Here is a 20,632-nt window from a genome sequence, read left to right on the forward strand (position 1 = left end):
ACGGCATGATCGCTTCGGTATTTCAGTTGGCCGTCGCTCAGTCGGCGAAGAGGAGGACGGGGGTTTCCAGATATTTCTTGAGGCCCTGGACGAAGCTGGCCGCGTCCCAGCCGTCGACGACACGGTGGTCGCAGCTGATCGACAGGTTCATCAGTTTCGCACGGACGACTTCGTCGCCCCCTCTTCCATTATCGCGGAAGACGGGGCGTTCGACGATCTTATTGGGGCCGATGATCGCGACCTCGGGGCGGTTGATGACTGGGGTGGTCGCGATGCCGCCGAGGGGGCCGAGCGAGGTTACCGTGATCGTGCCGCCGCCCATTTCGCTGGGGGCGAGCTTGCCGGCGCGGGCTGCTTCGGCGAGCCGCGTGATCTCGGTCGCGAGCTGCCAGACGTTGCGGTCCTGTGCGTTGCGGATCACGGGGACGGTAAGCCCTGCGTCGGTCTGCGCGGCCATGCCGAGGTGGATGCTGCCGTGCCGCGTCACCACGCCCGCCTCGTCATCGTAGCGCGCGTTGAGCATCGGGAAGTCGGGGATCGTCTTGCAGATCGCGACGATCATCAACGGCAGCATGGTAAGCTTGGGGCGGCCGCCGCGATTGGCGTTGAGGTCGGCGCGCATCGCTTCGAGGGCGGTGACGTCGATCTCGTCGACATAAGTGAAGTGCGGGATCGCGCGCTTGGATGCGGCCATGTTCTCGGCGATGCGACGACGCATGCCTATGACCTTGATGGGCTGGTCTTCGCGGTCGCGGCTGGCGTGCGGGGGGTGATAGCCTTCGCCTGAGCCGTAGCGAAGGTAGGCGTCTAGGTCGGCGTGGCGGACGCGGTCGGAGTCGGTTTTGACCGAGGCGAGGTCGATGCCGAGGTCGCGGGCGCGGGCGCGGACTGCGGGAGACGCTAGCGCGTGAGACTTCTGCTCGGTCTCAGCCGCAGGAACGGCATGCGCCTTCTGCTCCCTCTCCCCTGCGGGGAGAGGGCTGGGGTGAGGGGCTGGAGCAGTTGCCGGCGTTTCCGCCTGGGGCTGCCCCTCACCCCGACCCTCTCCCCGGAGGGGAGAGGGAGTTGCCTCAACCACCTCTTCGACGCCTGGGTTCTCCGCCTCATACTGCTCGGCGGTTTCGGCCTGCGCCGACGTCTGCGGGGCAGCGACGACTTCGTCAGCAACATCCACCGCGTCAGTCTCGATCACCACCAGCGCGGCGCCGATCGACACCTGGTCGCCGACTTCGCCCGCGAGTTCGACGACCACGCCGGTCACCGGCGACTCCATCTCGACGGTGGCCTTGTCGGTCATCATGTCGGCGATCGGCGAATCCTCCTCGACGCGGTCGCCGATGGCGACGTGCCATGCGACGATCTCGGCTTCGGAAATGCCTTCGCCGATGTCCGGCAGCTTGAAGGTGAAGCGGGCCATTATGCGTCCTTCATGATCTTTTTCAGGGCTTCGCCGATGCGGACCGGCCCTGGGAAATACGCCCATTCGAGGCTGTGCGGGTACGGCGTGTCGAACCCGGTCACGCGCTCGATCGGCGCCTCGAGATGGTAGAAACAGCGTTCCTGGACGATCGCCGACAGCTCCGCGCCGAAGCCGCTGGTGCGAGTCGCCTCGTGGACGATCATGCAGCGCCCGGTCTTCTTCACCGATGCCTCGATCGTCTCGATATCGAGCGGCACGAGCGTGCGCAGGTCGATGATCTCGGCGTCGATCCCTGCCTCGGCGACCACGGCCGTGCAGACATGCACCATCGTGCCGTAAGCGAGGATCGTGAGCGCCTCGCCCGCGCGGACGATCTTCGCCTTGCCGAGCTCGATCTTGTAATAGCCGGTCGGGACTTCGCCGGCGGGGTGCTTCGACCAGTTCTGCGAGGGGCGATCCCAATAGCCATCGAACGGGCCGTTGTAGATGCGCTTGGGCTCGAAGAAGAGCGTCGGATCATTGTCCTCAATCGCGGCGATCAGCAGGCCCTTGGCGTCGTAGGGCGTCGACGGGATCACCGTCTTGATGCCCGACATGTGGGTGAAGAGCCCCTCCGGCGACTGGCTGTGCGTCTGGCCGCCAAAGATGCCGCCGCCGAACGGCGAGCGCACCGTGATCGGCGAGGTGAACTCGCCGGCGGAGCGGTAGCGGAGACGCGCGGCTTCGGACACGAGCTGGTCGAGCGCGGGGTAGATATAGTCCGCGAACTGGATCTCGGGGACGGGACGCAGGCCGTACGCGCCCATGCCGACTGCGACGCCGATGATCCCGCATTCGGTGATCGGGGTGTCGAACACGCGGGTCTTGCCGTGCTTCGCCTGGAGCCCGGCGGTCGCGCGGAACACGCCGCCGAAATAGCCGACGTCCTCGCCCATGACGATCACGTCCGGGTCGCGCTCCATCATGATGTCCATGGCGGAGTTGATCGCCTGGATCATGTTCATGCGGGTAGTGGGTCCGGTATCTGCGTGGCTCGACGAGGCCGCTTCCGCTGCCTCGGTTGCGTCCAACCCACGTGCTTCTGTCACGTCGCTCATACAATCACCTTCGTCACCCCAGCGACGGCTGGGGTCTCATGCCGCGAGGGCACGCTCGATAACCGGGATATCCCAGCTTTCGCTGGGATGACGGATGAGGGTGGAGCGACGCGGGGGAGCGGGCAGGCACACGTCGTGGACATCAACGCGCTCACGCCTTGATATCCCATGGGCGGCCGCTCGCGGATTCCTCGTCGAGCATCTGCTGGCGTTGCTCCTTCAGATGCCAAGGCAGTTCCTCGAACACGCCGTCGAACAGCGATTCGAGTGGCTGGTGGAGGCCGTGGCCGAGGATGCCATTCTTCTCGGCTTCCTTCTGCGCCGCCTTGACCTGCTCGGCGAGTTCCTTGTCCTGCGCGGCGTGGCGCTCGTCGTCCCATTCGCCGATCGCGATCAGGTGATCCTTCAGGCGCTTGATCGGATCGCCGAGCGGCCAGGCATTGGGTTCGCCTTCGCTGCGATACTGGCCGGGATCGTCCGAGGTCGAATGGCCTTCCGCGCGGTAGGTGAAGTGCTCGATCAGCGTCGGGCCCTGGTTGGTGCGGGCGCGCTCGGCGGCCCATTCGGTCGCGGCGTAGACCGCGAGCGCGTCGTTGCCGTCGACCCGCAAGCCGGCGATGCCGTAGCCGACCGCACGGGCGGCGAAGGTCGTCGCTTCGGCGCCGGCGAACCCGGAGAAGCTCGAGATCGCCCACTGGTTGTTGACGACGTTGAAGATCACCGGCGCGCGGTACACCGCGGCGAAGGTGCAGGCGGAGTGGAAGTCGCCCTCCGCAGTCGAGCCCTCGCCACACCATGTAGCGGCGATCCGCGTATCACCCTTGGCCGCGGACGCCATCGCCCAGCCGACGGCCTGCGGGTACTGCGTCGTGAGGTTGCCCGAGATCGAGAAGAACCCGGCTTCCTTGACCGAATACATGATCGGCAGCTGCTTGCCGCCCAGCCTGTCCGCCGTGTTCGAATAGATCTGGTTCATCATGTCGACGAGGCTCCAGCCCCGTGCGACCAGCAGACCCTGCTGGCGGTACGAGGGGAAGCACATGTCCTCGTAATCGAGCGCATACGCCGCCGCGACCGCGACCGCCTCCTCGCCGAGCGCCTTCATGTAGAAGCTGGTCTTGCCCTGGCGTTGGGCGCGGAACATGCGCTCGTCGAACGCGCGGAGCAGCGCCATGCTGCGCAACATCCGACGCATCACGTCGGGCGAGAGCTTGGGATCCCAGGGTCCGACCGCGTTGCCGTCGTCATCGAGCACGCGGACCAACGTATAGGCGAGATCGATGAAGTCGGACGCCTTGTCCGCAGTGTCGGGGCGGCGCGCCTCGCCGGCGGGCGGCACGTCGACTTCGGCGAAGTCCACCGCGTCGCCGGGGCGGAACTTCGGCTCGGGGATATGCAACGTGAGCGGTTGCAAATTGGCGCGCGGATGCTCACTTGCCATCGTCATTCCATCTCCATGAGGCCGCTGTGACCGCGGAACACTCTTACCGAAGCGTGTTATTAAATTTCAACGGCGATTGCGAGGGGATTTTCGGGCTTACGATGGCCGGGTGGAAATTACGGGCCGGCCGAAACACTTACGCAGGCCATTCCGCCAACTCCTTGTTCTCCCGCGAAGGCGGGAGCCCAGACTGGGTCCCCGCCTTCGCGGGGAAACAAGGAGGAGCGGGCTATCTATTCAACGGTCTGTTCAATCACGCCGAAGATCGGGTGGCGCTTGTCGTCCTCCGCCCAAATTCGCACGACGTCGCCCTTTTTGAGGAACGGCGTGATCGGTTTGCCGCCCTGGATCGTCTCGATCGTGCGGACTTCGGCGAGGCAGGAATAGCCGACGCCGCCCTCGCCGATCGACTTGCCGGGGCCGCCATCGGGGCCGCGGTTCGAGACGGTGCCCGAGCCGACGATCGTGCCTGCGCCGAGTTTCCGCGTCTTGGCCGCGTGCGCGACCAGCGTGCCGAAATCGAACGTCATATCCTCCCCGGCTTCCGCGCGACCGAGCGGCTGGCCATTGAGATCGACCATCAGTTTTCGGTGCAGCTTGCCGTCCTGCCACCAGTCGCCGAGCGCGTCGGGGGTCACGAACACCGGCGAAAAGGCACTCGCCGGCTTCGACTGGAAGAAACCGAAGCCCTTGCCGAGTTCGCCGGGGATCAGGTTGCGCAGGCTAACGTCGTTGGTCAGCCCGACGAGCAGGATCGCCGCGAGCGCCTCGTCACGAGTCGCGCCCATCGGCACGTCGCCCGTCACGACGACGACCTCGCCCTCCATGTCGCAGCCCCACGCCTCGTCGCCGAGCGGGATCGGATCGCGGGGCCCAAGGAAACCGTCCGAGCCGCCCTGATACATCAGCGGATCGTGCCAGAAGCTGTCGGGCATCTCCGCCGCACGCGCCTGCCGGACCAGCGCGACGTGATTCACATACGCCGAACCGTCGGCCCATTGATACGCACGCGGAAGCGGCGACTCGGCGTCATGCTCGTGAAAGCGCCGCATCGGGATCATCTCGTGTTCGAGATCGGTCGACAGGTTCCTGAGATCGAGCGACAGCCGATCCCAGTCGTCGAGCGCGGCCTGCAACGTCGGCGCGATATGGCTCGCATCGGCATACCATGCGAGATCGTTCGAGACGACGACGAGCTTGCCGTCTCGTCCGCGCTCTCGTCCCTTGATGGCATCGGGATGCTTCAGGCTGGCCAGTTTCATGCGGCTGATCCTCTATTGTTTGCACGCATCCTACGCTCGCGACGCAGTTCAAGTCGAGCATGCACCGTGCACAGAAACTGATTTTGGTAAGAGCGGAGCGATTGACGGCCTGTTATTGTCGAGCTTGCGTAACGGTTGAGGAAGTCGAGCATGCCCAGATACTTCTTCGACATCGACAACCACAAACCCGTCAATGACGACGACGGCACCGATCTGGCGAACGACGAAGAAGCGCGCGTCCAGGCGGTCATCTTCGCGGGCGATTATCTTAGCGACCATCCGGCCATCGCACGCCACGGCGCGCACTTTAGCGTCGCGGTGCGAAACGACCGGGGACGAGTTCTGCTGGCTGTCGCCGTCATGATCGACGAGGCCGGCGACGAGGTCGGCGACGCGCCCGGCAACACCTCCAGCAGCGCACCTGCCTCACCGCACGTCTGAACCCATGCCGCGGGGCGCCTTCGACCGGCCACGCTGGCAGAATAATCACCCTCACAATGTAACATGGGTTTTGTCGGACCGCTCAATCCTGGGATAAGGTGCACGGCCCGGCGACGCGCTATCCCAGAGAGGGTGACAGCGAGAAACGAGTGCTCCTGCCCTGGATGCGGAGAGTGCACGTGGATATGTCCACCGTGACTGAACAGGTTATTCGGAAGTTCGAGTCGCGGATGGAACTGCGGGCGGACGATCGCGCCCAGATTGCCGCCTTGCCGTTCAAGATGCGGACGATCGATGCGTCGACCTATATGCTGCGCGAGGGCCAGCGTCCGACGCGGTGCGCGTTCATCCTTGATGGCCTCGCCTATCGGCAGAAGCTGACCCCCAATGGCGAGCGCGAGATCGTATCGATCCTGATGCCCGGCGAGTTCGTCGACCTGCAGAACCTGTTCCTCAACGAATCCGATCACGACATCCAGGCACTGACCCGGCTGACGCTGGCCGAGGTGCCGATCCCGGCGCTGCGCCTGTTCGTCGAATCATGCCCGGCGGCGGGCCAGGCGTTGTGGATCGATGCGCTGGTCGAGGCATCGATCCACCGCGAGTGGCTGCTGAATGTCGGAAGGCGCAATGCCCGCAGCCGGCTGGCGCACCTGCTGTGCGAATTCTCCGTGCGGTTCAGGAATTCGGCGCTGGTCGGCGGTATGGCCTATGAGTTGCCGATGACGCAGGAACAGCTCGGCGATGCGCTCGGGCTGACCCCGGTGCACGTCAACCGCGTACTGAAATCGCTTGAAACCGATGGGCTGATCGCGCGGAAAAAGCGTCAGGTCAGCGTGGTCGATTGGCCCGGGCTGCGCGATGCGGCCGAGTTCAACGAGCGCTATCTGCACCTCGATCAGATCCGTGGCTGACCCTGCGGCGGCGCGCTGACCCGCGCCGAAGGTTGACTTTTCGACGGCGATACGTCAGAGGGCCGCCATCGAAGCGTAATGCAGCGTGATTGGACCTTTACAGGTCTTGGCTCCGCCTCGGTCGTTTCCAACGGGCTTCCCTTTTCACGCGGGGTGTCAAAACACCACCGCCCCTCGCGCGTCCTTGTGTGGATTCGCGAGCCCGGCACATTTGAGAGACTCTACATGTCATTTGCAAACCTCGGCCTTGCCGAGCCCCTCGTCCGCGCGCTGGAAGCCAAGGGCTATACCGAGCCGACGCCGATCCAGGCGCAGTCGATCCCGATCCTGCTCGAGGGCGGCGACCTGCTCGGCATCGCGCAGACCGGCACCGGCAAGACCGCGGCGTTCGTGCTGCCGTCGATCCAGCGGCTGACCGAAAACCAGAAGCGCGTCCTGCCGACGCATTGCCGCATGCTGGTGCTTGCACCGACGCGCGAACTCGCCAGCCAGATCGCCGACAGCGCCCGCGCCTACGGCCAGTTCAGCAAGATGTCGGTGACCACCGTGTTCGGCGGCACCAGCATCAACAAGAACCGCCAGGACCTGAGCCGCGGCGTCGACATCCTCGTCGCCACGCCGGGCCGCCTGATCGACCTGATCGAGCAGGGCTTCTGCAACCTGTCGATGATCGAGATCCTCGTGCTCGACGAAGCCGACCAGATGATGGACTTGGGCTTCATCCACGCGCTGAAGAAGATCGTCCGCATGCTCCCGAAGAAGCGCCAGACGCTGTTCTTCTCGGCGACGATGCCGGTCGCGATCCGCGAGCTGGCCAGCCAGTTCCTGCTCGACCCGAAGACAGTGTCGGTGAAGCCGGCCGCGACGACTGCCGAGCGCGTCGACCAGTATGTCACCTTCTGCAACCAGTCGGAGAAGCAGGCGCTGCTGACGATCACGCTGGCCGATCCTGCGATCGACCGTGCGCTCGTATTCACGCGCACCAAGCATGGCGCCGACCGCGTCGTGAAGCTGCTCGCGGGCAACGGCATCGCCTCGAACGCGATCCATGGTAACAAGAGCCAGGGCCAGCGCGAACGGGCACTCGGCGAGTTCAAGCAGGGCAAGGTCAAGGTCCTGATCGCGACCGACATCGCCGCACGCGGCATCGACGTCTCGGGCGTTTCGCACGTCATCAACTTCGAGCTGCCGAACGTCGCAGAGCAGTATGTCCACCGCATCGGCCGGACCGCACGAGCTGGCGCGAGCGGCATCGCCGTCGCGTTCTGCGCGGATGACGAGAAGGCGTACCTGCGCGACATCGAGCGGATCACCCGCCAGAAGGTGACGGTCCAGCCGCTGCCGGCGGATTTCGTCAATCTGTCGAACCAGATCAAGCAGACGCGCGTCAAGACGATGGGTGCCGATCCCGAAGTCCGGATCGACCGTCCGCGCGATCCGGCACGTCCGCGCGCGACGCATTCGGCCAACCCCACCGGTAGCAACGGCCGCAGCTATGCGGGTGCGAGCCGTGGCGGCCAGGGCGGCGGCGGACGTCCCCAGGGCGGTGGGCGTCCCGGTGGCCAGGGCGGCGGCGGTCGTCCGGCTGGCGGCGGGCGTCCTGCCGGCGGCGGCAACCGCGGACCGGCACGCGGCGCAGGCTCGGGCCCGGCGCGCTAAGCCTCTCGTTCGCCTCGCGGGTTTGCTATATGCCGACCCGCGAGGAGAGCGAACATGGACGTTTCCACGACCCCCGTTGCCGAACGCGTCGCGCGCGTGCTGGCGGGACATCGGATCAGTTGCAACGCGGGCGGCGATGCCGAATCGGCGTCGCGGCTGATCGACGATGCATGGCCCGATTACCTGCCCGATGCGCTCGCCGTACTGAAGACGTTGCGCGAACCCGACAAGGCGATGGCCGCTGCGGGTGATCCGGCGATTTGGGAAGCGATGATCCTCGCAGGGATCAAGGGCGCCAAGCCGGTGACGGTGATTCTGTAGTCCCGTCATCCTGACGAAAGTCAGGATCCAGAGCCATAAGGGCGGCCCTCCGTTACCCTGGGTCCTGACTTTCGTCAGGATGACGGCTGGATAGTCGTCAACCATTCCGTCTCGTCTGCGCGCTCGGTGCGCAGCGCGTTGACCGGGGCGGTCTTGTCCTCGTAGCCGATCGCCATGCCGCAGAAGAGCATGCGGTCTTCCGGTATCCCGAGAAACGTCCCAACCGTTTCCGGATACATCGCCCAGCATTCCTGCGGGCAGGTGGCAAGGCCAGCGTCCACCGCGAGCAGCATTAGGTTTTGCAGGTACATGCCGAGGTCCGACCATTGGGGCGGGCCCATGCGCTTGTCGATCGTGCAGAAATACGCGGCCGGGGCCCCGAAGAATGCGAAGTTTCGGGCGAACCATTTTTGGCGCGCAGCCTTGTCGTCGCGGGGGATGCCGATGTGGGCGTACATCGCTTCGCCAACGGCGTAGCGTCGGTCCCGGTAGGGGGCGACCAATTCCCTAGGGTAGATGTCGTAGGCGGGGGTTTCGGTGGCACCGGTGGCGATCTTATCGGCCATGATGGTCTTGAAACCGGTCAGCGGTTCGCCCTGGACTATGGCAATGTGCCAGGGCTGGAGGTTGCCGCCGGTTGCGGCCCGGGATGCTTTTACGGCCAGATCGTGGAGCAGAAGCGGGTCGACGGGGATGTCGAGGAAGCCTCGGACGGATCGGCGAGCGGCTATGGCTTCGGTCACGTCCATGATCTTCTCCTGACGGCGCCCATAACGAAAATTATCCGACGTCTATCGTAACAATCAATCCTCCCCCGCCAGGGGGAGGTGGCTGGCCCTTGCCAGACGGAGAGGGAGGAAAGGGGTCACGTCCGTTGCGTGTCCTCCCCCTCCTTCACCTTCGGCGCCACCTGCCCCTGGCGTGGGGAGGATACAAAACCGACCGGTGTCCTGCCTACAGCACGAAGCGGCTGAGGTCCGTGTTGCGCGCGATTTCCTTCAACTGGCTGTCGACATACGCGCCGTCAATGACGAGGTTCGAGCCACCGCGATCCTCCGCGTTGTAGCTTACCTCCTCCAGCAGCTTTTCCATCACCGTCTGCAAACGCCGCGCGCCGATGTTCTCGATCTCGGCATTCACTTCGGCAGCGATGCGCGCGATCGCGGCGATACCGTCCTCGGTGAATTCGATACCGACGCCTTCGGTTGCGATCAGCGCCTTGTATTGCAGCGGTAGCGACGCCTTGGTGTCCGACAGGATCGCGACGAAATCGGCTTCGGTGAGACCCTTGAGCTCGACGCGGATCGGCAGGCGGCCCTGGAGTTCGGGGAGTAGGTCGCTCGGCTTGGCGACGTGGAACGCGCCGCTGGCGATGAAGAGGATGTGGTCGGTCTTCATCGGGCCGTACTTCGTCGCCACGGTGGTGCCCTCAATCAAGGGCAACAGGTCGCGCTGGACGCCCTCGCGGCTGATCGAGCCGCCACGGCCGTCGCTGACCGCGATCTTGTCGATCTCGTCGAGGAAGACGATGCCGTTGGCCTCCGCATCGGCGAGCGCCGCGCGGCTGACCTCGTCCTGGTCGAGACGCTTGTCAGCTTCTTCCTCGACGAGCTTGTCCCAGGCCGCATGGACCGTGAGTTTCCGGCGCTTCAACTGCTGGCCGCCGCCGAACGACTTCATCATCTCGCCGAGATTGATCATCTGCGGCGCGCCGCCGGGGATGTCGAACGGCATGGCCGAGGCCTGCTCGATCTCGATCTCGACTTCGGCGTTGTTGAGGTGGCCATCGAGGAAGCGCTGCTTGAAGCTCTCGCGCGTCGCCTCGCTGGCGTTCTTGCCGGTGAGCGCGTCGAGCAGGCGGGACATTGCGGCCTCCTCGGCCTTGTCCTTGACGGCGACGCGGCGGCGTTCCTTTTCGAGGCGAATAGCTTCCTCGACGAGGTCGCGGGCGATCTGTTCGACGTCGCGGCCGACATAGCCGACCTCGGTGAACTTGGTCGCCTCGACCTTCACGAACGGCGCGTCGGCGAGTTTCGCGAGGCGGCGGCTGATCTCGGTCTTGCCGCAGCCGGTCGGTCCGATCATCAGGATGTTCTTCGGCGTGACCTCGTCGCGGAGGTCTTCGCTGAGCTGCTGGCGGCGCCAGCGGTTGCGCATCGCGACGGCGACCGCGCGTTTCGCGGCGGCCTGACCGATGATGTGGGCGTCGAGGGCGGCGACGATCTGTTTCGGAGACAGGGCTGCCTTGGGGGTGAGCTGGTCGTTCATGGCTTCCAATTCGTCATCCCAGCGAAAGCTGGGATCGCGTGCCGCGAGGGCACGCTCTGAAACGGGGAGACCCCAGCGTGCGCTGGGGTGACGGGATTTAGGCGGCGCGTTTTCGCATCAGGTCGTGCTGTCCATCGTTTCGACCGTGAGGCGGTCGTTGGTGTAGACGCAAAGTTCGGAGGCGATGTGCATTGCCTTGCGACAAAGGACCTCCGCATCGGTCTCGTATTTTACCAGCGCTCGGGCCGCGGCTAGCGCATAGTTGCCGCCGGAGCCGATCGCGGCGACGCCGTTTTCCGGCTCGAGGACGTCACCATTGCCGGTGAGGATCAGCGTCACGTCCTTGTCGGCGACAATCATCATCGCTTCGAGGTTGCGGAGGAACTTGTCGGTGCGCCAGTCCTTGGCGAGCTCGACCGCGGCGCGCAGAAGCTGGCCCTGATGCGCTTCGAGTTTGCGCTCGAGGCGCTCGAACAGCGTGAAGGCGTCCGCGGTCGCGCCGGCGAATCCGCCGATGACGCTGCCGTCACCAAGGCGGCGCACTTTCCGCGCGTTGGGTTTCATGACGGTCTGGCCCATCGAGACCTGGCCGTCGCCGATGACGACGACCTTGCCGCCGCGGCGGACCGAGAGGATGGTGGTGCCATGCCAAGTCGGCATGGCGTGGGGGTCGTTGCTCATGGCAGCGATGTAGGGTTTGGTTTTGGGGGTGCAACGGTCGGACCGCCACGGCACGACCGCTTATCGCGCGCCCTCCCCGTCATCCTGACGAAAGTCAGGATCCAGGGTAACGCAGGTTGACGTCCTCGGCTCTGGATCCTGACTTTCGTCAGGATGACGGAGGGGGAGGTTAGCGCCCCTTCCCCCATTCCCTGGCCACCGTGTAGCCGAGATAGCCGGTCCCGACGAGTGCGTAGAGCGGTTCGGGAATCGCGTTGAGGTACGCCGCCATGCCTGCCGCGATGGCCTGCGCCATTTGTGGCCTGACTGCGGCGATCAGGCCGGCGGGAATCGCGCCGAGCAGCAGTGTGTACATGACGTAGAGGAAGGTCGGCCGGGCTCTGCTGACCCAAAGGTCGGCCGGGATGGGATCGGGTGCTGGATCAAGGGGTTGCGGGGTCATTGGCTGCCTCCGGCAAAAGTGAAGTATAGAAAGTATAGACGCTGGCAGCGTTTCGCAGGGGCGTCAGGTACGGTTGGCGAGCCAGCCGTAGAGGAAGGCTTCGTTGGCGGGGCGGGTCTCGGCGAGGGCGACGTAGCGTTCGCCCTGGAGGGCTTCGATCGCTTTCAGGAGCACGGTTTCGCCGCCTGGTTTTCGGCGGGCGAGGAAAGCATCGAGTGCGGCTAATGTTGCTGGACCGATGCGCCCGTCCAGGGTCATGTCGGGGTAGTCGGAGGCGCCCCGGTTCAGCGCGTTGAGGGCGCGTTGGAGGAAGGTGGCGGCCACGCTGGGCCCCATGTTGACACCGGTGTCGAAGAGTTCTTCGGCGATTTTGGGGGCGCGGGGGGCGATCTGATCGAAGGCGGGGCGGGTCCAGTAGAGGCGGCTGTAAATGTCTTTGGCCTTCGCGCGGGGTAATTGCGCATGTCTCCGGGGTAGCCGTTGGTGCGGGCTACGGCTTGCGTGATGCCGTAGCGGGTGGGGCCGCCTCGGTCTGCGGGGTGGTTGGTGTAGCCGCCTTCGCGGTCGATTACGGCGTCGATTAGGGCGTGGATGGTCATGGTTGGCTCCCCGGGTTTTGTCGGGGGGAGCGAACCATATTGGTTCGTTGTAGGACAGGAGATTTGTGGAATCGCCGATTTTCGATCCTCCCCCGCAAGGGGGAGGTGGCCGGCACTTGCCGGACGGAGGGGGCGGGAAGCGAACACGTATGTTGCGTGGCCCTCCCCCTCCGTCACCGTCGGTGCCACCTCCCCCTGGCGGGGTAGGATCGTGGAGGGTTCGTCCTCCTCTGCCCCCCCGGCGGAGACCAGGGTCCAATTTGAGGGGCGGTGGTAACGAAGGACCGCGCTTCGTTATGTCCGACGTTCCAATTGAGCCCCGGCCTTCGCCGGGGGGGCCTCTGATGGGTGGTGGCCTGATAGGTGACGCTGCCCCCTGCCCCCCAACCAAACCGACGCTACGTCCGCGCGGGGTTGGCGGATCGCCTCCCCTGCGGCTATGCGCTCCCTTGAACAGTCGCCGCGAGCTTTGCTTGCGCGCTCAACCCGGTCGCCGCCGCGGCCGACAGGTTAGGAAGACCATGGAAGACGATTTCCGCAAGGCCGCGCTCGATTATCACCGCTATCCGAAGCCCGGTAAGCTCTCGGTCGAGGCGACCAAGCGGATGGCGACCCAGCGCGATCTGGCGCTCGCCTATTCGCCGGGCGTCGCCGCTGCGTGCGAGGAGATCGCCGCCGATCCGGACAAGGCGCGGGATTATACCGCGCGGGGCAATCTGGTCGCGGTCATCACCAACGGGACCGCGGTTCTGGGCCTTGGCGCGATCGGGGCGCTGGCGTCGAAGCCGGTGATGGAGGGCAAGGCGGTGCTCTTCAAGAAGTTCGCGGGGATCGACTGTTTCGACATCGAGATCGATCAGCTCGACCCGCAGGCGTTCATCGAAGCCGTGCGCGTGCTCGAGCCGACGTTCGGCGGGATCAATCTCGAGGACATCAAGGCGCCCGAATGCTTCGAGATCGAGACGAAGCTGCGCGAGGTGATGAACATCCCGGTGTTCCACGACGACCAGCACGGTACCGCAATCGTGTGTGCCGCCGCGGTCCGCAACGTTCTCGAACTGCGCGGCAAGCGGCTCGACCAGATGAAGCTGGTGACGTCGGGCGCGGGCGCGGCGGCGCTGGCGACGGTCGACCTGCTGGTGTCGATGGGGCTCAACCCCGAGAACGTGACGCTGACCGATATCGCCGGCGTCGTGCATGCCGATCGCGGCGACGTGATGCCGCCGAACATGGCGCGCTATGCCCGCAAGACGAACGCGCGGACGTTGCCGGACGTGCTGGAGGGAGCGGATATCTTCCTCGGCCTGTCGGCACCACGCGTGCTGAAGCAGGAGTGGCTGCATCTGCTGGCGCCCGATCCGTTGATTCTGGCGCTGGCGAACCCGGAGCCCGAGATCCAGCCGGCGCTGGTGCATGCGACGCGGCCCGATGCGATCATCGCGACCGGGCGTTCGGATTTCCCGAACCAGGTCAACAACGTGCTGTGCTTCCCGTTCATCTTCCGCGGGGCGCTCGACGTCGGCGCGACCGAGATCAACGAGGCGATGAAAGTGGCAGCGGTCGACGCGATCGCGGCCTTGGCGCGGGCTACGGCGTCCGACGTGGTCGTTACCGCCTATGGCGGCGCGACGCCGGTGTTCGGGCCGACCTACATCATCCCGAAGCCGTTCGATCCGCGGCTGATCCTGCACGTCGCGCCAGCGGTCGCTAAGGCGGCGATGGATTCGGGCGTGGCGACGCGGCCGATCGAGGATTTCGACGCGTATCTGCGTGATCTCGAAGTGTTCGTGTATCGCTCGGGCCAGCTGATGCGGCCGATCTTCGCGCGCGCCAAGCAGGCGGGGCGCTCGATCGCGTATGGCGAGGGCGAGGACCCGCGGACGCTGCGCGCGGTGCAGACGGTAATTGACGAGGGCATCGGTCGGCCGGTGCTCATCGGACGGCGCGAGGTGATCGCCGAGAAGATCGAGTCGAGCGGCCTGCGGATGACGATCGGCACCGACGTCGAGGTGCTCGATCCGGCGACCGATCGCGAAGTGTTCGAGCCACTGCTGGCGGGCTATAGCGCGCTGGTCGGCCGTCGCGGCACGCCGCCCGACAGTGCCGAGCGGGCGCTGCGGACGCGGCCCAGCGTGGCGGCGGCGATGCTGTTGCGCGAAGGACGCGTCGATGCGGCCTTGTGTGGCGGGATCGGCGACTGGTGGACGCAGATGACCTACGTCATGCCGCTGCTGCCGCGGATGCCGGGCGTGTCGCGGCTGTACGCGATGTCGGCGGTGATCCTGCGGACCGGCAGCCTGTTCTTCTGCGATACGCACGTGACGGTCGATCCGACCGCCGAGCAGATCGCCGAGATGACGATGCTCGCGGCCGAAGCGGTCCGCGCGTTCGCGATCGAGCCGAAGGCCGCGTTGCTGTCGCATTCGAGCTTCGGTGCGTCGCGCTCGCCGTCCGCGCAGAAGATGCGCGCAGGCCATGCGTTGCTCAAGGACATCGCGCCGGAGTTCGAGTTCGACGGCGAGATGCACGGCGATGCGGCTCTGTCCGAGGCGCTGCGGCGGCGGCTGGTCGGGGATAGCCCGCTGACCGGGTCGGCAAATCTGCTGGTGATGCCCAATATCGACGCGGCGAACATCGCGGTGTCGCTGCTGTCGGCCTCGACCGAATCGGCGCCGATGGGGCCGATGCTGCTGGGGCTCGCCAAGCCGCTGCAGATGCTGGTGCCGAGCGTGACCGCGCGCGGGATCGTCAACCTCAGCGCGATCGCCGTGGGTCAGGCCGCGACGGTGAGCGAGACGGCCTGAAGGCGGTTCGCCGCCCTAGGACAAAGGGCCCGGAATGACGCTGCGCGCAGCGGTCGTGATCCCGGGCTGCTCCCCACGCGGCCTGCTACATAAGGCGATGACCGCGATCGGTGCGTGACGTCGAACATCACCGTCGATACGGCGTTGCGACAGCGTGTCGAAAGCTCGCTGAGATCGGATGATAGCGGTTCATGACGTCGCCGGAGCAGGCGAGATGAGCGATTCGGATCCTGCTGGCGGTTTTGGATACGCATCGCGGATTGCGCCGCGGCGAGCGCGCCGTGCCAATTCCCTGCCAGTACGGCTCGACCACGCCGATTTCGCCGTATTTTTCAGGATAATCAAGCGATTAGCCTTCTATCGAAATACTACGACTGCTCCAGAATATGGTTAATTCAGCGCACGACGCTTCAAACGATCGCAAGTAAGGCCACCTCCCTACTGCTCTACTGACAACATTGTTCAGCGCCTTACGCTCCCAAGTTCATGCTGCAATGCGGTAGATAGAGGTAAAGGTGAGATAGCGGGCGCTCAATACGCTAGCCAACCGCTAGCACCTCTGCGATATTGCAGTGCGACAACAAACAGCAGTCAATGAGGTGCGGCCATGACATTTTATGGCAATGTACGCACTCGCGTTAGAGTGCACTCGGGACCTGATGCCTCGAGTAAGTCGGCAAGCAACTTCAGTGTCATGCGGAAGGTCGATGGCAACCTGTCGCGGCTGGTCGACATTATCTTCTCCACCAGCGCGTTGCTCGTGTTTTTGCCCGTCATGGTACTGCTTTGTATAGCGATTTCTCTGCAGGACGGGGGTTCTCCGGTGTTCATCCATCGGCGCATCGGTCGCGGCGGCCGGATGTTTCCGTGCCTTAAACTGCGCACGATGGTCCGCGACTCCGAAGTGAGGCTGCGCCGACATCTTGAACAGAATCCTGAAGCGCAGGCCGAATGGGCGCTCGATCAGAAGTTGCGCAATGACCCGAGGATCACCCCTCTCGGGCGTTTTCTCCGCAAGTCGAGCCTCGACGAACTGCCGCAGCTGATCAATGTCGTCTGGGGCCATATGAGTATGGTCGGTCCGCGACCGATCGTACCGGCCGAAGTCGAGCGGTACGGCCGGTACATGCAATTCTACTGCACCATGCGTCCCGGCATCACCGGGTTGTGGCAGGTCAGTGGCCGCAACGACATCAGCTATCGGCGACGCGTGGCGATGGACACGATCTACAGCCGGACGCGCTGGGTGGGTGGCGATATCTGGATCATGGTCCGCACCGTGCCGGCAGTTTTTGCCAGCAAGGGGTCGTTCTGAGCACCGCCGCGCCCCCCGCTCGCCAGGATCTCGTCCGAGATTTCCCTCTCCACCTCGACGCTGCGGCCGACGATCGCGCAGACCACCGCGCGATACGATCGGTGTTGCTCGTCGATCCCTCGCTGTTCACTGCGCCGTACGACGCGGCGCTGTCGAACGGCTTGCAGGCCAATGCGATCCGACCGAACTGGGCGACGCGCGCGTTGCGTCCGATGGAGGAGGATCTGCTCGCAGCGATCCCGACATTGCCCTTCTTCTATCCGTACACGGATGGGCCAAGGCGTCGGGTCGGATCGGTATGGCGCGCACTGAAGGGTGTCGAGCATGCCGTCGGACTGCGGCGTCTCCAGCGGGAGGCGGCGCGTTTCGACCTCGTCCACTTTCAGTGGGCGGCATTGCCGATGCTCGATCTGCGTGCAGTCCGCCGTATCCGGCGGACCCGCCCGGTGATCCTGACGGTCCACGATATCGAGCCGTTCAACGGTCGCCCGGTCAGCGCTGCGCAACGCAGCGGCTACACCGCCATCTTGGCGGCGTTCGATCGGCTGATCGTGCACACCGAGCAGGGACGCGATGCGCTGGTCGCGCGTGGGTTGCGCGAGGATCGGGTCCACGTCGTGCCGCACGGCGTCCTGCCGTTGCGCGCGGCGGCGCCCGAGCCTCGCGTCGAGCCGCGTCGCTGGCGGATCGTGCTGTTCGGACGGATACAGGCGTATAAGGGCGTCGACCTGCTCGTCGAAGCGCTCGGCCTGATCGACCCGCAGGTCCGCGATCGCCTCGAGGTGATCGTCGCCGGCGAAGTCCAGATCCCGATCGAGCCCATTCTGGCCCGCGCCAGGGAACTGGACCTCGGCGCCGCCTTTACCGTGCGTGCCGGACGACGGTCCGAAGATGCGATGGCTGGCTTGCTCCGGAGCGCCGACGCGTTCGTCTTCCCCTACCGGACGATCGACGCGAGCGGTGTGCTGCATCTGGTGGCAGACCTCGACCGCTGGCTGATCGCGAGCGACATCGGCGCGTTTCGGACGATGATCGGTACCGGCGGTGCGGCAGGCGCCCTGGTGCCGCCCGCGGACCTTGGCGCACTGGCGGGCGCGATCGTCGACTCGATCGGCCGACATCCGCGCACCGGACCCGCTACGGACATGCCCGACTGGACGCAGATCGGCGCACTGACCCGCACCGTCTACGAAGCTGCGCTGGCCGATCGCCGACCGGGCGCCGTATCATGAGCCGCTCCCTCCTGATCTTCCAGGACAGCCCGGACTTTGGCGGGCACGAAGCGATGTTCCTGCGGTTCCTGCCGGCACTCGTGCAGAGCGGTGAGTTCGACCGCATCGTCGTGCGGTATCCGACTGCCAACGCCAAGCTGGCCGAGCGCCTGCAACCCCATGTCTCGGATCGGTTCGAGGTGAGGCCCTGGGTCTTCACCAAGGCACGCGCCGAGCCCTATCTCGGAGGGTTCCGGCGGGCTTACGCGCGCGCGGCGCGGGATGCTTTCGCCGACCTGCGTCCCGCCACGACGTTGCTCTTGCAGGGACGCATCGAGAATTGCGTCGTTCCGCTGCTCGCGGCGCCCCGCGATGCGTTTGTCGTCAGCTATGTGCCGATGGCGCACGGCATGGCGGCGTTGGGTCGCAGCGCGGTACCCGGCGATTGGGTCCGCCGCCGGCTGTATCGTCGACCCGATCGCTTCATCGTGCCGAGCACCGCGGTCGTCGAGCAGGTTCGCGCGGCGGGTGGCAGCGCGCCCATCGTCGTGGCGGACAACATCGTCGCACCGCCGCCGGTGCCCGCGCGTGCGCAGGCCCGGGAGATGCTCGGACTCGATCCCGGTCCACGCGTCGCGCTGTTCCTCGGCCGCCTCGACGTACGACAAAAGGGATTGGATGCGCTGGCAGACGCGATCCGGCGGACCGCGGCGCGGCTCGGCGACTGGATCTTCCTGTTCGTCGGCTCGGGCGAGGGTGAAGCGGATATCGAGCGGCTGCGGCACGATCTCGCCGGTCAGGTCGACATTCGCTGTTCGCGGTGGACCGACACCCCCCATGCGACCCTGGCGGCGGCCGATCTGCTGCTGATGCCGTCGCGGTGGGAAGGCGTGCCGTTGGTGATGCTGGAGGCGATGACCTATCGCATCCCCATCCTGGCGTCGGACATAGACGTCTTCCAGTCCTATCTGCCGTCTGCCAATCGGGTCGACTTCGCGCATGTCGATCTTGCCGGCGCGATGGCGCGTGCCATCACGCCATCCGGTATCGCCGAGTATCGCAGCCATGTCGGTGCCCGTCTCAACGATACCGGCCTCGATCGTTCCAGCACGCGCTTCGTCGAGGCGTTACGACCGGAAAGCCGTGCAGCATGACCGCGACGGTCATCATTCCCACCCTGAACGAGATCGCCCATATCGAGGCGTTGCTCGACACGCTTCTGCGCGAACCGTCCTCCGTGGTCGGCGAGATCCTGGTCGCCGATGGCGGCAGCCGCGACGGCACGCGCGAACGCGTGGCCGATGTCGCCGATCGCGCGTCCCGCGTTCGGCTGATCGACAACCCAGAGCGCATTCAGGCTGCCGGCATGAATCGTGCGGCGGCGGCGGCCGATCCCCGCTTCGCCATCCTCGTTCGCGTCGACGCGCATGCGTCGTACCCACAGGACTATGTCGCGCGACTGCTGACGTCGCTCGCGACGAGCGGCGCGGACTCGGTCGTCGTCGGGCTTACGACGCGAGGGCATAGCCGCTTCCAGCGCGCGGTGGCGATCGCGCAGAACAGTCGCATCGGCACGGGCGGCTCGGCACACCGCATGGGTGGCGCATCGGGCTGGGTGGATCATGGTCATCACGCGGCCTTCCGTCGCACTCTGTTCGAGCAGGCGGGCGGGTACGACACCAGTTTCGAGGCGAACGAGGATGCCGAGCTCGATGCGCGGCTGCGGGCGCTGGACGGCCGGATCTGGCTCGATGCGACGATCCCGGTGATCTATTATCCACGGAACACGCTGCGCGGTCTTGCCAGGCAATATTTCCGCTATGGCTCGGGTCGCGCGCGTAACAGCCACAAACATGGCGAGCGGCTGCGCCTGCGACAGATGCTGCCTCCTGCGATCACGCTGGCGATCGGGTTCAGCCTGCTTGGCGCAACCCTGCTGCCCGCGCTTCTCGTCATCCCGCTGTCATATGGACTCGCCTTGCTTGCCGCCTCGGCCGTGTTCGCGGTCAAGGCGCGGTGGCTCGGCGCGCTCATGGCCGCACCGGCACTGGCGACGATGCACCTTGCATGGGGGGCGGGCTTCCTGAAGCGCAAGGCGCTCCAGTTTCGAACAAGGAAACCTATGATCGATACCGAGATTGAGCGCGTTCGTGGTGCCGAACGTGGCGGAGAGGCGATATGAACCGGCATGTCGCAAGGACATGGACGGCGGCCTTTGCGGCTGCGGTCTGGCTGACCGGCTGCACCCCCGATATCGCGCCGACTCCGGCCGGAGCACCGCCCGCCGCCGCCTATGTCTACCGGCTCGCGCCCGACGATCGACTGCGGATCAATGTCTACAACGAACCGGGTGTCACCGGCGAATATGCCGTCAACAGCGAAGGCGACATCTCGTTTCCGCTGGTCGGCATGATCAAGGCGCAGGGGCAGACGCTCGGCGAATTCTCGGCCACGCTGACGCAGACGCTTCAGGCGCGGTATTTCAAGAACGCGCATCTGGTGGTCGACCTGATCGCCTCGCGGCCGATCTACGTGCTCGGCGAAGTGAACAAGGCGGGCCAGTTCCCCTATCAATCGGGGATGACGGTGCTGGGTGCCGTCGCGACGGCGGGTGGCTTCACCTATCGCGCGAACCAGAAGACCGTGATGATCCGCCATACCGGACAGGCCGCCGAGCAACGCGAGCCGTTGACCGCGGACGTGATCGTACAGCCCGGCGATACCGTCCGGATCCGAGAGCGAAACTTCTAGCCGCCG

Annotated in this window: 17 protein-coding genes and 2 pseudogenes; 10 read left to right on the plus strand and 9 right to left on the minus strand. The window is 65.5% G+C overall.

Annotated elements, in window-relative coordinates; all coding sequences use genetic code 11:
* Positions 1 to 37 precede the first annotated feature (37 nt).
* The 4 genes from U1737_RS10440 to U1737_RS10455 all read right to left on the minus strand — a co-directional run bounded on the left by U1737_RS10440 (position 38) and on the right by U1737_RS10455 (position 5,220).
* Complete coding sequence (locus tag U1737_RS10440; protein WP_332796739.1) at positions 38 to 1,417, minus strand: dihydrolipoamide acetyltransferase family protein; 1,380 nt, start codon at positions 1,415 to 1,417, stop codon at positions 38 to 40.
* The gene (locus U1737_RS10445) at positions 1,417 to 2,424 is read right to left on the minus strand and encodes an alpha-ketoacid dehydrogenase subunit beta (RefSeq protein ID WP_332796884.1); all 1,008 of its coding nucleotides are present in this window, start codon (positions 2,422 to 2,424) and stop codon (positions 1,417 to 1,419) included. Before U1737_RS10445 ends, U1737_RS10440 begins: the two co-directional genes overlap by 1 nt.
* A gap of 244 nt (positions 2,425 to 2,668) precedes the next feature.
* Positions 2,669 to 3,958, minus strand: coding sequence for a thiamine pyrophosphate-dependent enzyme (locus U1737_RS10450; protein ID WP_332796885.1), 1,290 nt, complete (start codon positions 3,956 to 3,958; stop codon positions 2,669 to 2,671).
* 233 nt (positions 3,959 to 4,191) lie between these two features.
* Positions 4,192 to 5,220, minus strand: coding sequence for a fumarylacetoacetate hydrolase family protein (locus U1737_RS10455; RefSeq protein ID WP_248522696.1), 1,029 nt, complete (start codon positions 5,218 to 5,220; stop codon positions 4,192 to 4,194).
* Positions 5,221 to 5,370: 150 nt separating this feature from the next.
* Here U1737_RS10455 and U1737_RS10460 point away from each other — a divergent pair, with 150 nt between their 5' ends.
* The 4 genes from U1737_RS10460 to U1737_RS10475 all read left to right on the plus strand — a co-directional run bounded on the left by U1737_RS10460 (position 5,371) and on the right by U1737_RS10475 (position 8,555).
* Positions 5,371 to 5,661 (plus strand): DUF6894 family protein, encoded by a 291-nt coding sequence (locus U1737_RS10460; protein ID WP_248522695.1) that lies wholly within the window; start codon positions 5,371 to 5,373, stop codon positions 5,659 to 5,661.
* Between the two features lie 185 nt (positions 5,662 to 5,846).
* Complete coding sequence (locus tag U1737_RS10465; protein WP_248522694.1) at positions 5,847 to 6,575, plus strand: Crp/Fnr family transcriptional regulator; 729 nt, start codon at positions 5,847 to 5,849, stop codon at positions 6,573 to 6,575.
* Positions 6,576 to 6,800: 225 nt separating this feature from the next.
* Positions 6,801 to 8,234: a DEAD/DEAH box helicase gene (locus U1737_RS10470; RefSeq protein WP_248522693.1), complete on the plus strand. Its 1,434-nt coding sequence runs from the start codon at positions 6,801 to 6,803 to the stop codon at positions 8,232 to 8,234.
* Positions 8,235 to 8,288: 54 nt separating this feature from the next.
* A complete protein-coding gene (locus U1737_RS10475) occupies positions 8,289 to 8,555 on the plus strand; it encodes a hypothetical protein (protein ID WP_332796740.1) in 267 nt (88 codons plus the stop codon).
* A 74-nt stretch (positions 8,556 to 8,629) separates the two neighbouring features.
* Here U1737_RS10475 and U1737_RS10480 read toward each other — a convergent pair whose 3' ends face one another.
* The 5 genes and pseudogenes from U1737_RS10480 to U1737_RS10500 form a co-directional block, all read right to left on the minus strand.
* The gene (locus U1737_RS10480) at positions 8,630 to 9,304 is read right to left on the minus strand and encodes a nitroreductase (RefSeq protein WP_332796741.1); all 675 of its coding nucleotides are present in this window, start codon (positions 9,302 to 9,304) and stop codon (positions 8,630 to 8,632) included.
* A 205-nt stretch (positions 9,305 to 9,509) separates the two neighbouring features.
* Positions 9,510 to 10,823, minus strand: a complete 1,314-nt coding sequence (gene hslU, locus U1737_RS10485) for an ATP-dependent protease ATPase subunit HslU (RefSeq protein WP_332796742.1) — start codon at positions 10,821 to 10,823, stop codon at positions 9,510 to 9,512.
* 117 nt (positions 10,824 to 10,940) lie between these two features.
* Positions 10,941 to 11,483, minus strand: coding sequence for an ATP-dependent protease subunit HslV (gene hslV / locus U1737_RS10490; RefSeq protein ID WP_332796886.1), 543 nt, complete (start codon positions 11,481 to 11,483; stop codon positions 10,941 to 10,943).
* Positions 11,484 to 11,673: 190 nt separating this feature from the next.
* A pseudogene (locus U1737_RS10495) lies at positions 11,674 to 11,901 on the minus strand (3TM-type holin); the annotation flags it as partial.
* Between the two features lie 108 nt (positions 11,902 to 12,009).
* Positions 12,010 to 12,545: pseudogene (locus U1737_RS10500) on the minus strand (glycoside hydrolase family 108 protein).
* Between the two features lie 521 nt (positions 12,546 to 13,066).
* On the opposite strand from U1737_RS10500, the gene U1737_RS10505 reads away from it, so the two are divergent.
* The 6 genes from U1737_RS10505 to U1737_RS10530 all read left to right on the plus strand — a co-directional run bounded on the left by U1737_RS10505 (position 13,067) and on the right by U1737_RS10530 (position 20,626).
* Complete coding sequence (locus U1737_RS10505) at positions 13,067 to 15,349, plus strand: NADP-dependent malic enzyme (RefSeq protein ID WP_248522688.1); 2,283 nt, start codon at positions 13,067 to 13,069, stop codon at positions 15,347 to 15,349.
* Positions 15,350 to 16,043: 694 nt separating this feature from the next.
* Complete coding sequence (locus U1737_RS10510; protein ID WP_248522687.1) at positions 16,044 to 16,664, plus strand: sugar transferase; 621 nt, start codon at positions 16,044 to 16,046, stop codon at positions 16,662 to 16,664.
* 104 nt (positions 16,665 to 16,768) lie between these two features.
* Positions 16,769 to 17,896 (plus strand): glycosyltransferase family 4 protein, encoded by a 1,128-nt coding sequence (locus tag U1737_RS10515; RefSeq protein ID WP_332796743.1) that lies wholly within the window; start codon positions 16,769 to 16,771, stop codon positions 17,894 to 17,896.
* Entirely contained in the window at positions 17,893 to 19,029 is a 1,137-nt protein-coding gene (locus tag U1737_RS10520; RefSeq protein WP_248522685.1) for a glycosyltransferase family 4 protein, read from the plus strand. The genes U1737_RS10515 and U1737_RS10520 overlap by 4 nt, the downstream gene beginning before the upstream one ends.
* Complete coding sequence (locus tag U1737_RS10525) at positions 19,026 to 20,057, plus strand: glycosyltransferase family 2 protein (protein WP_332796744.1); 1,032 nt, start codon at positions 19,026 to 19,028, stop codon at positions 20,055 to 20,057. Before U1737_RS10520 ends, U1737_RS10525 begins: the two co-directional genes overlap by 4 nt.
* Positions 20,054 to 20,626, plus strand: coding sequence for a polysaccharide biosynthesis/export family protein (locus U1737_RS10530; RefSeq protein WP_248522683.1), 573 nt, complete (start codon positions 20,054 to 20,056; stop codon positions 20,624 to 20,626). Before U1737_RS10525 ends, U1737_RS10530 begins: the two co-directional genes overlap by 4 nt.
* The last annotated feature ends 6 nt before the right edge of the window (positions 20,627 to 20,632 follow it).

Origin of the sequence: Sphingomonas fucosidasi, assembly GCF_036663855.1 — a bacterium.
Classification (GTDB): domain Bacteria; phylum Pseudomonadota; class Alphaproteobacteria; order Sphingomonadales; family Sphingomonadaceae; genus Sphingomonas; species Sphingomonas faeni_B.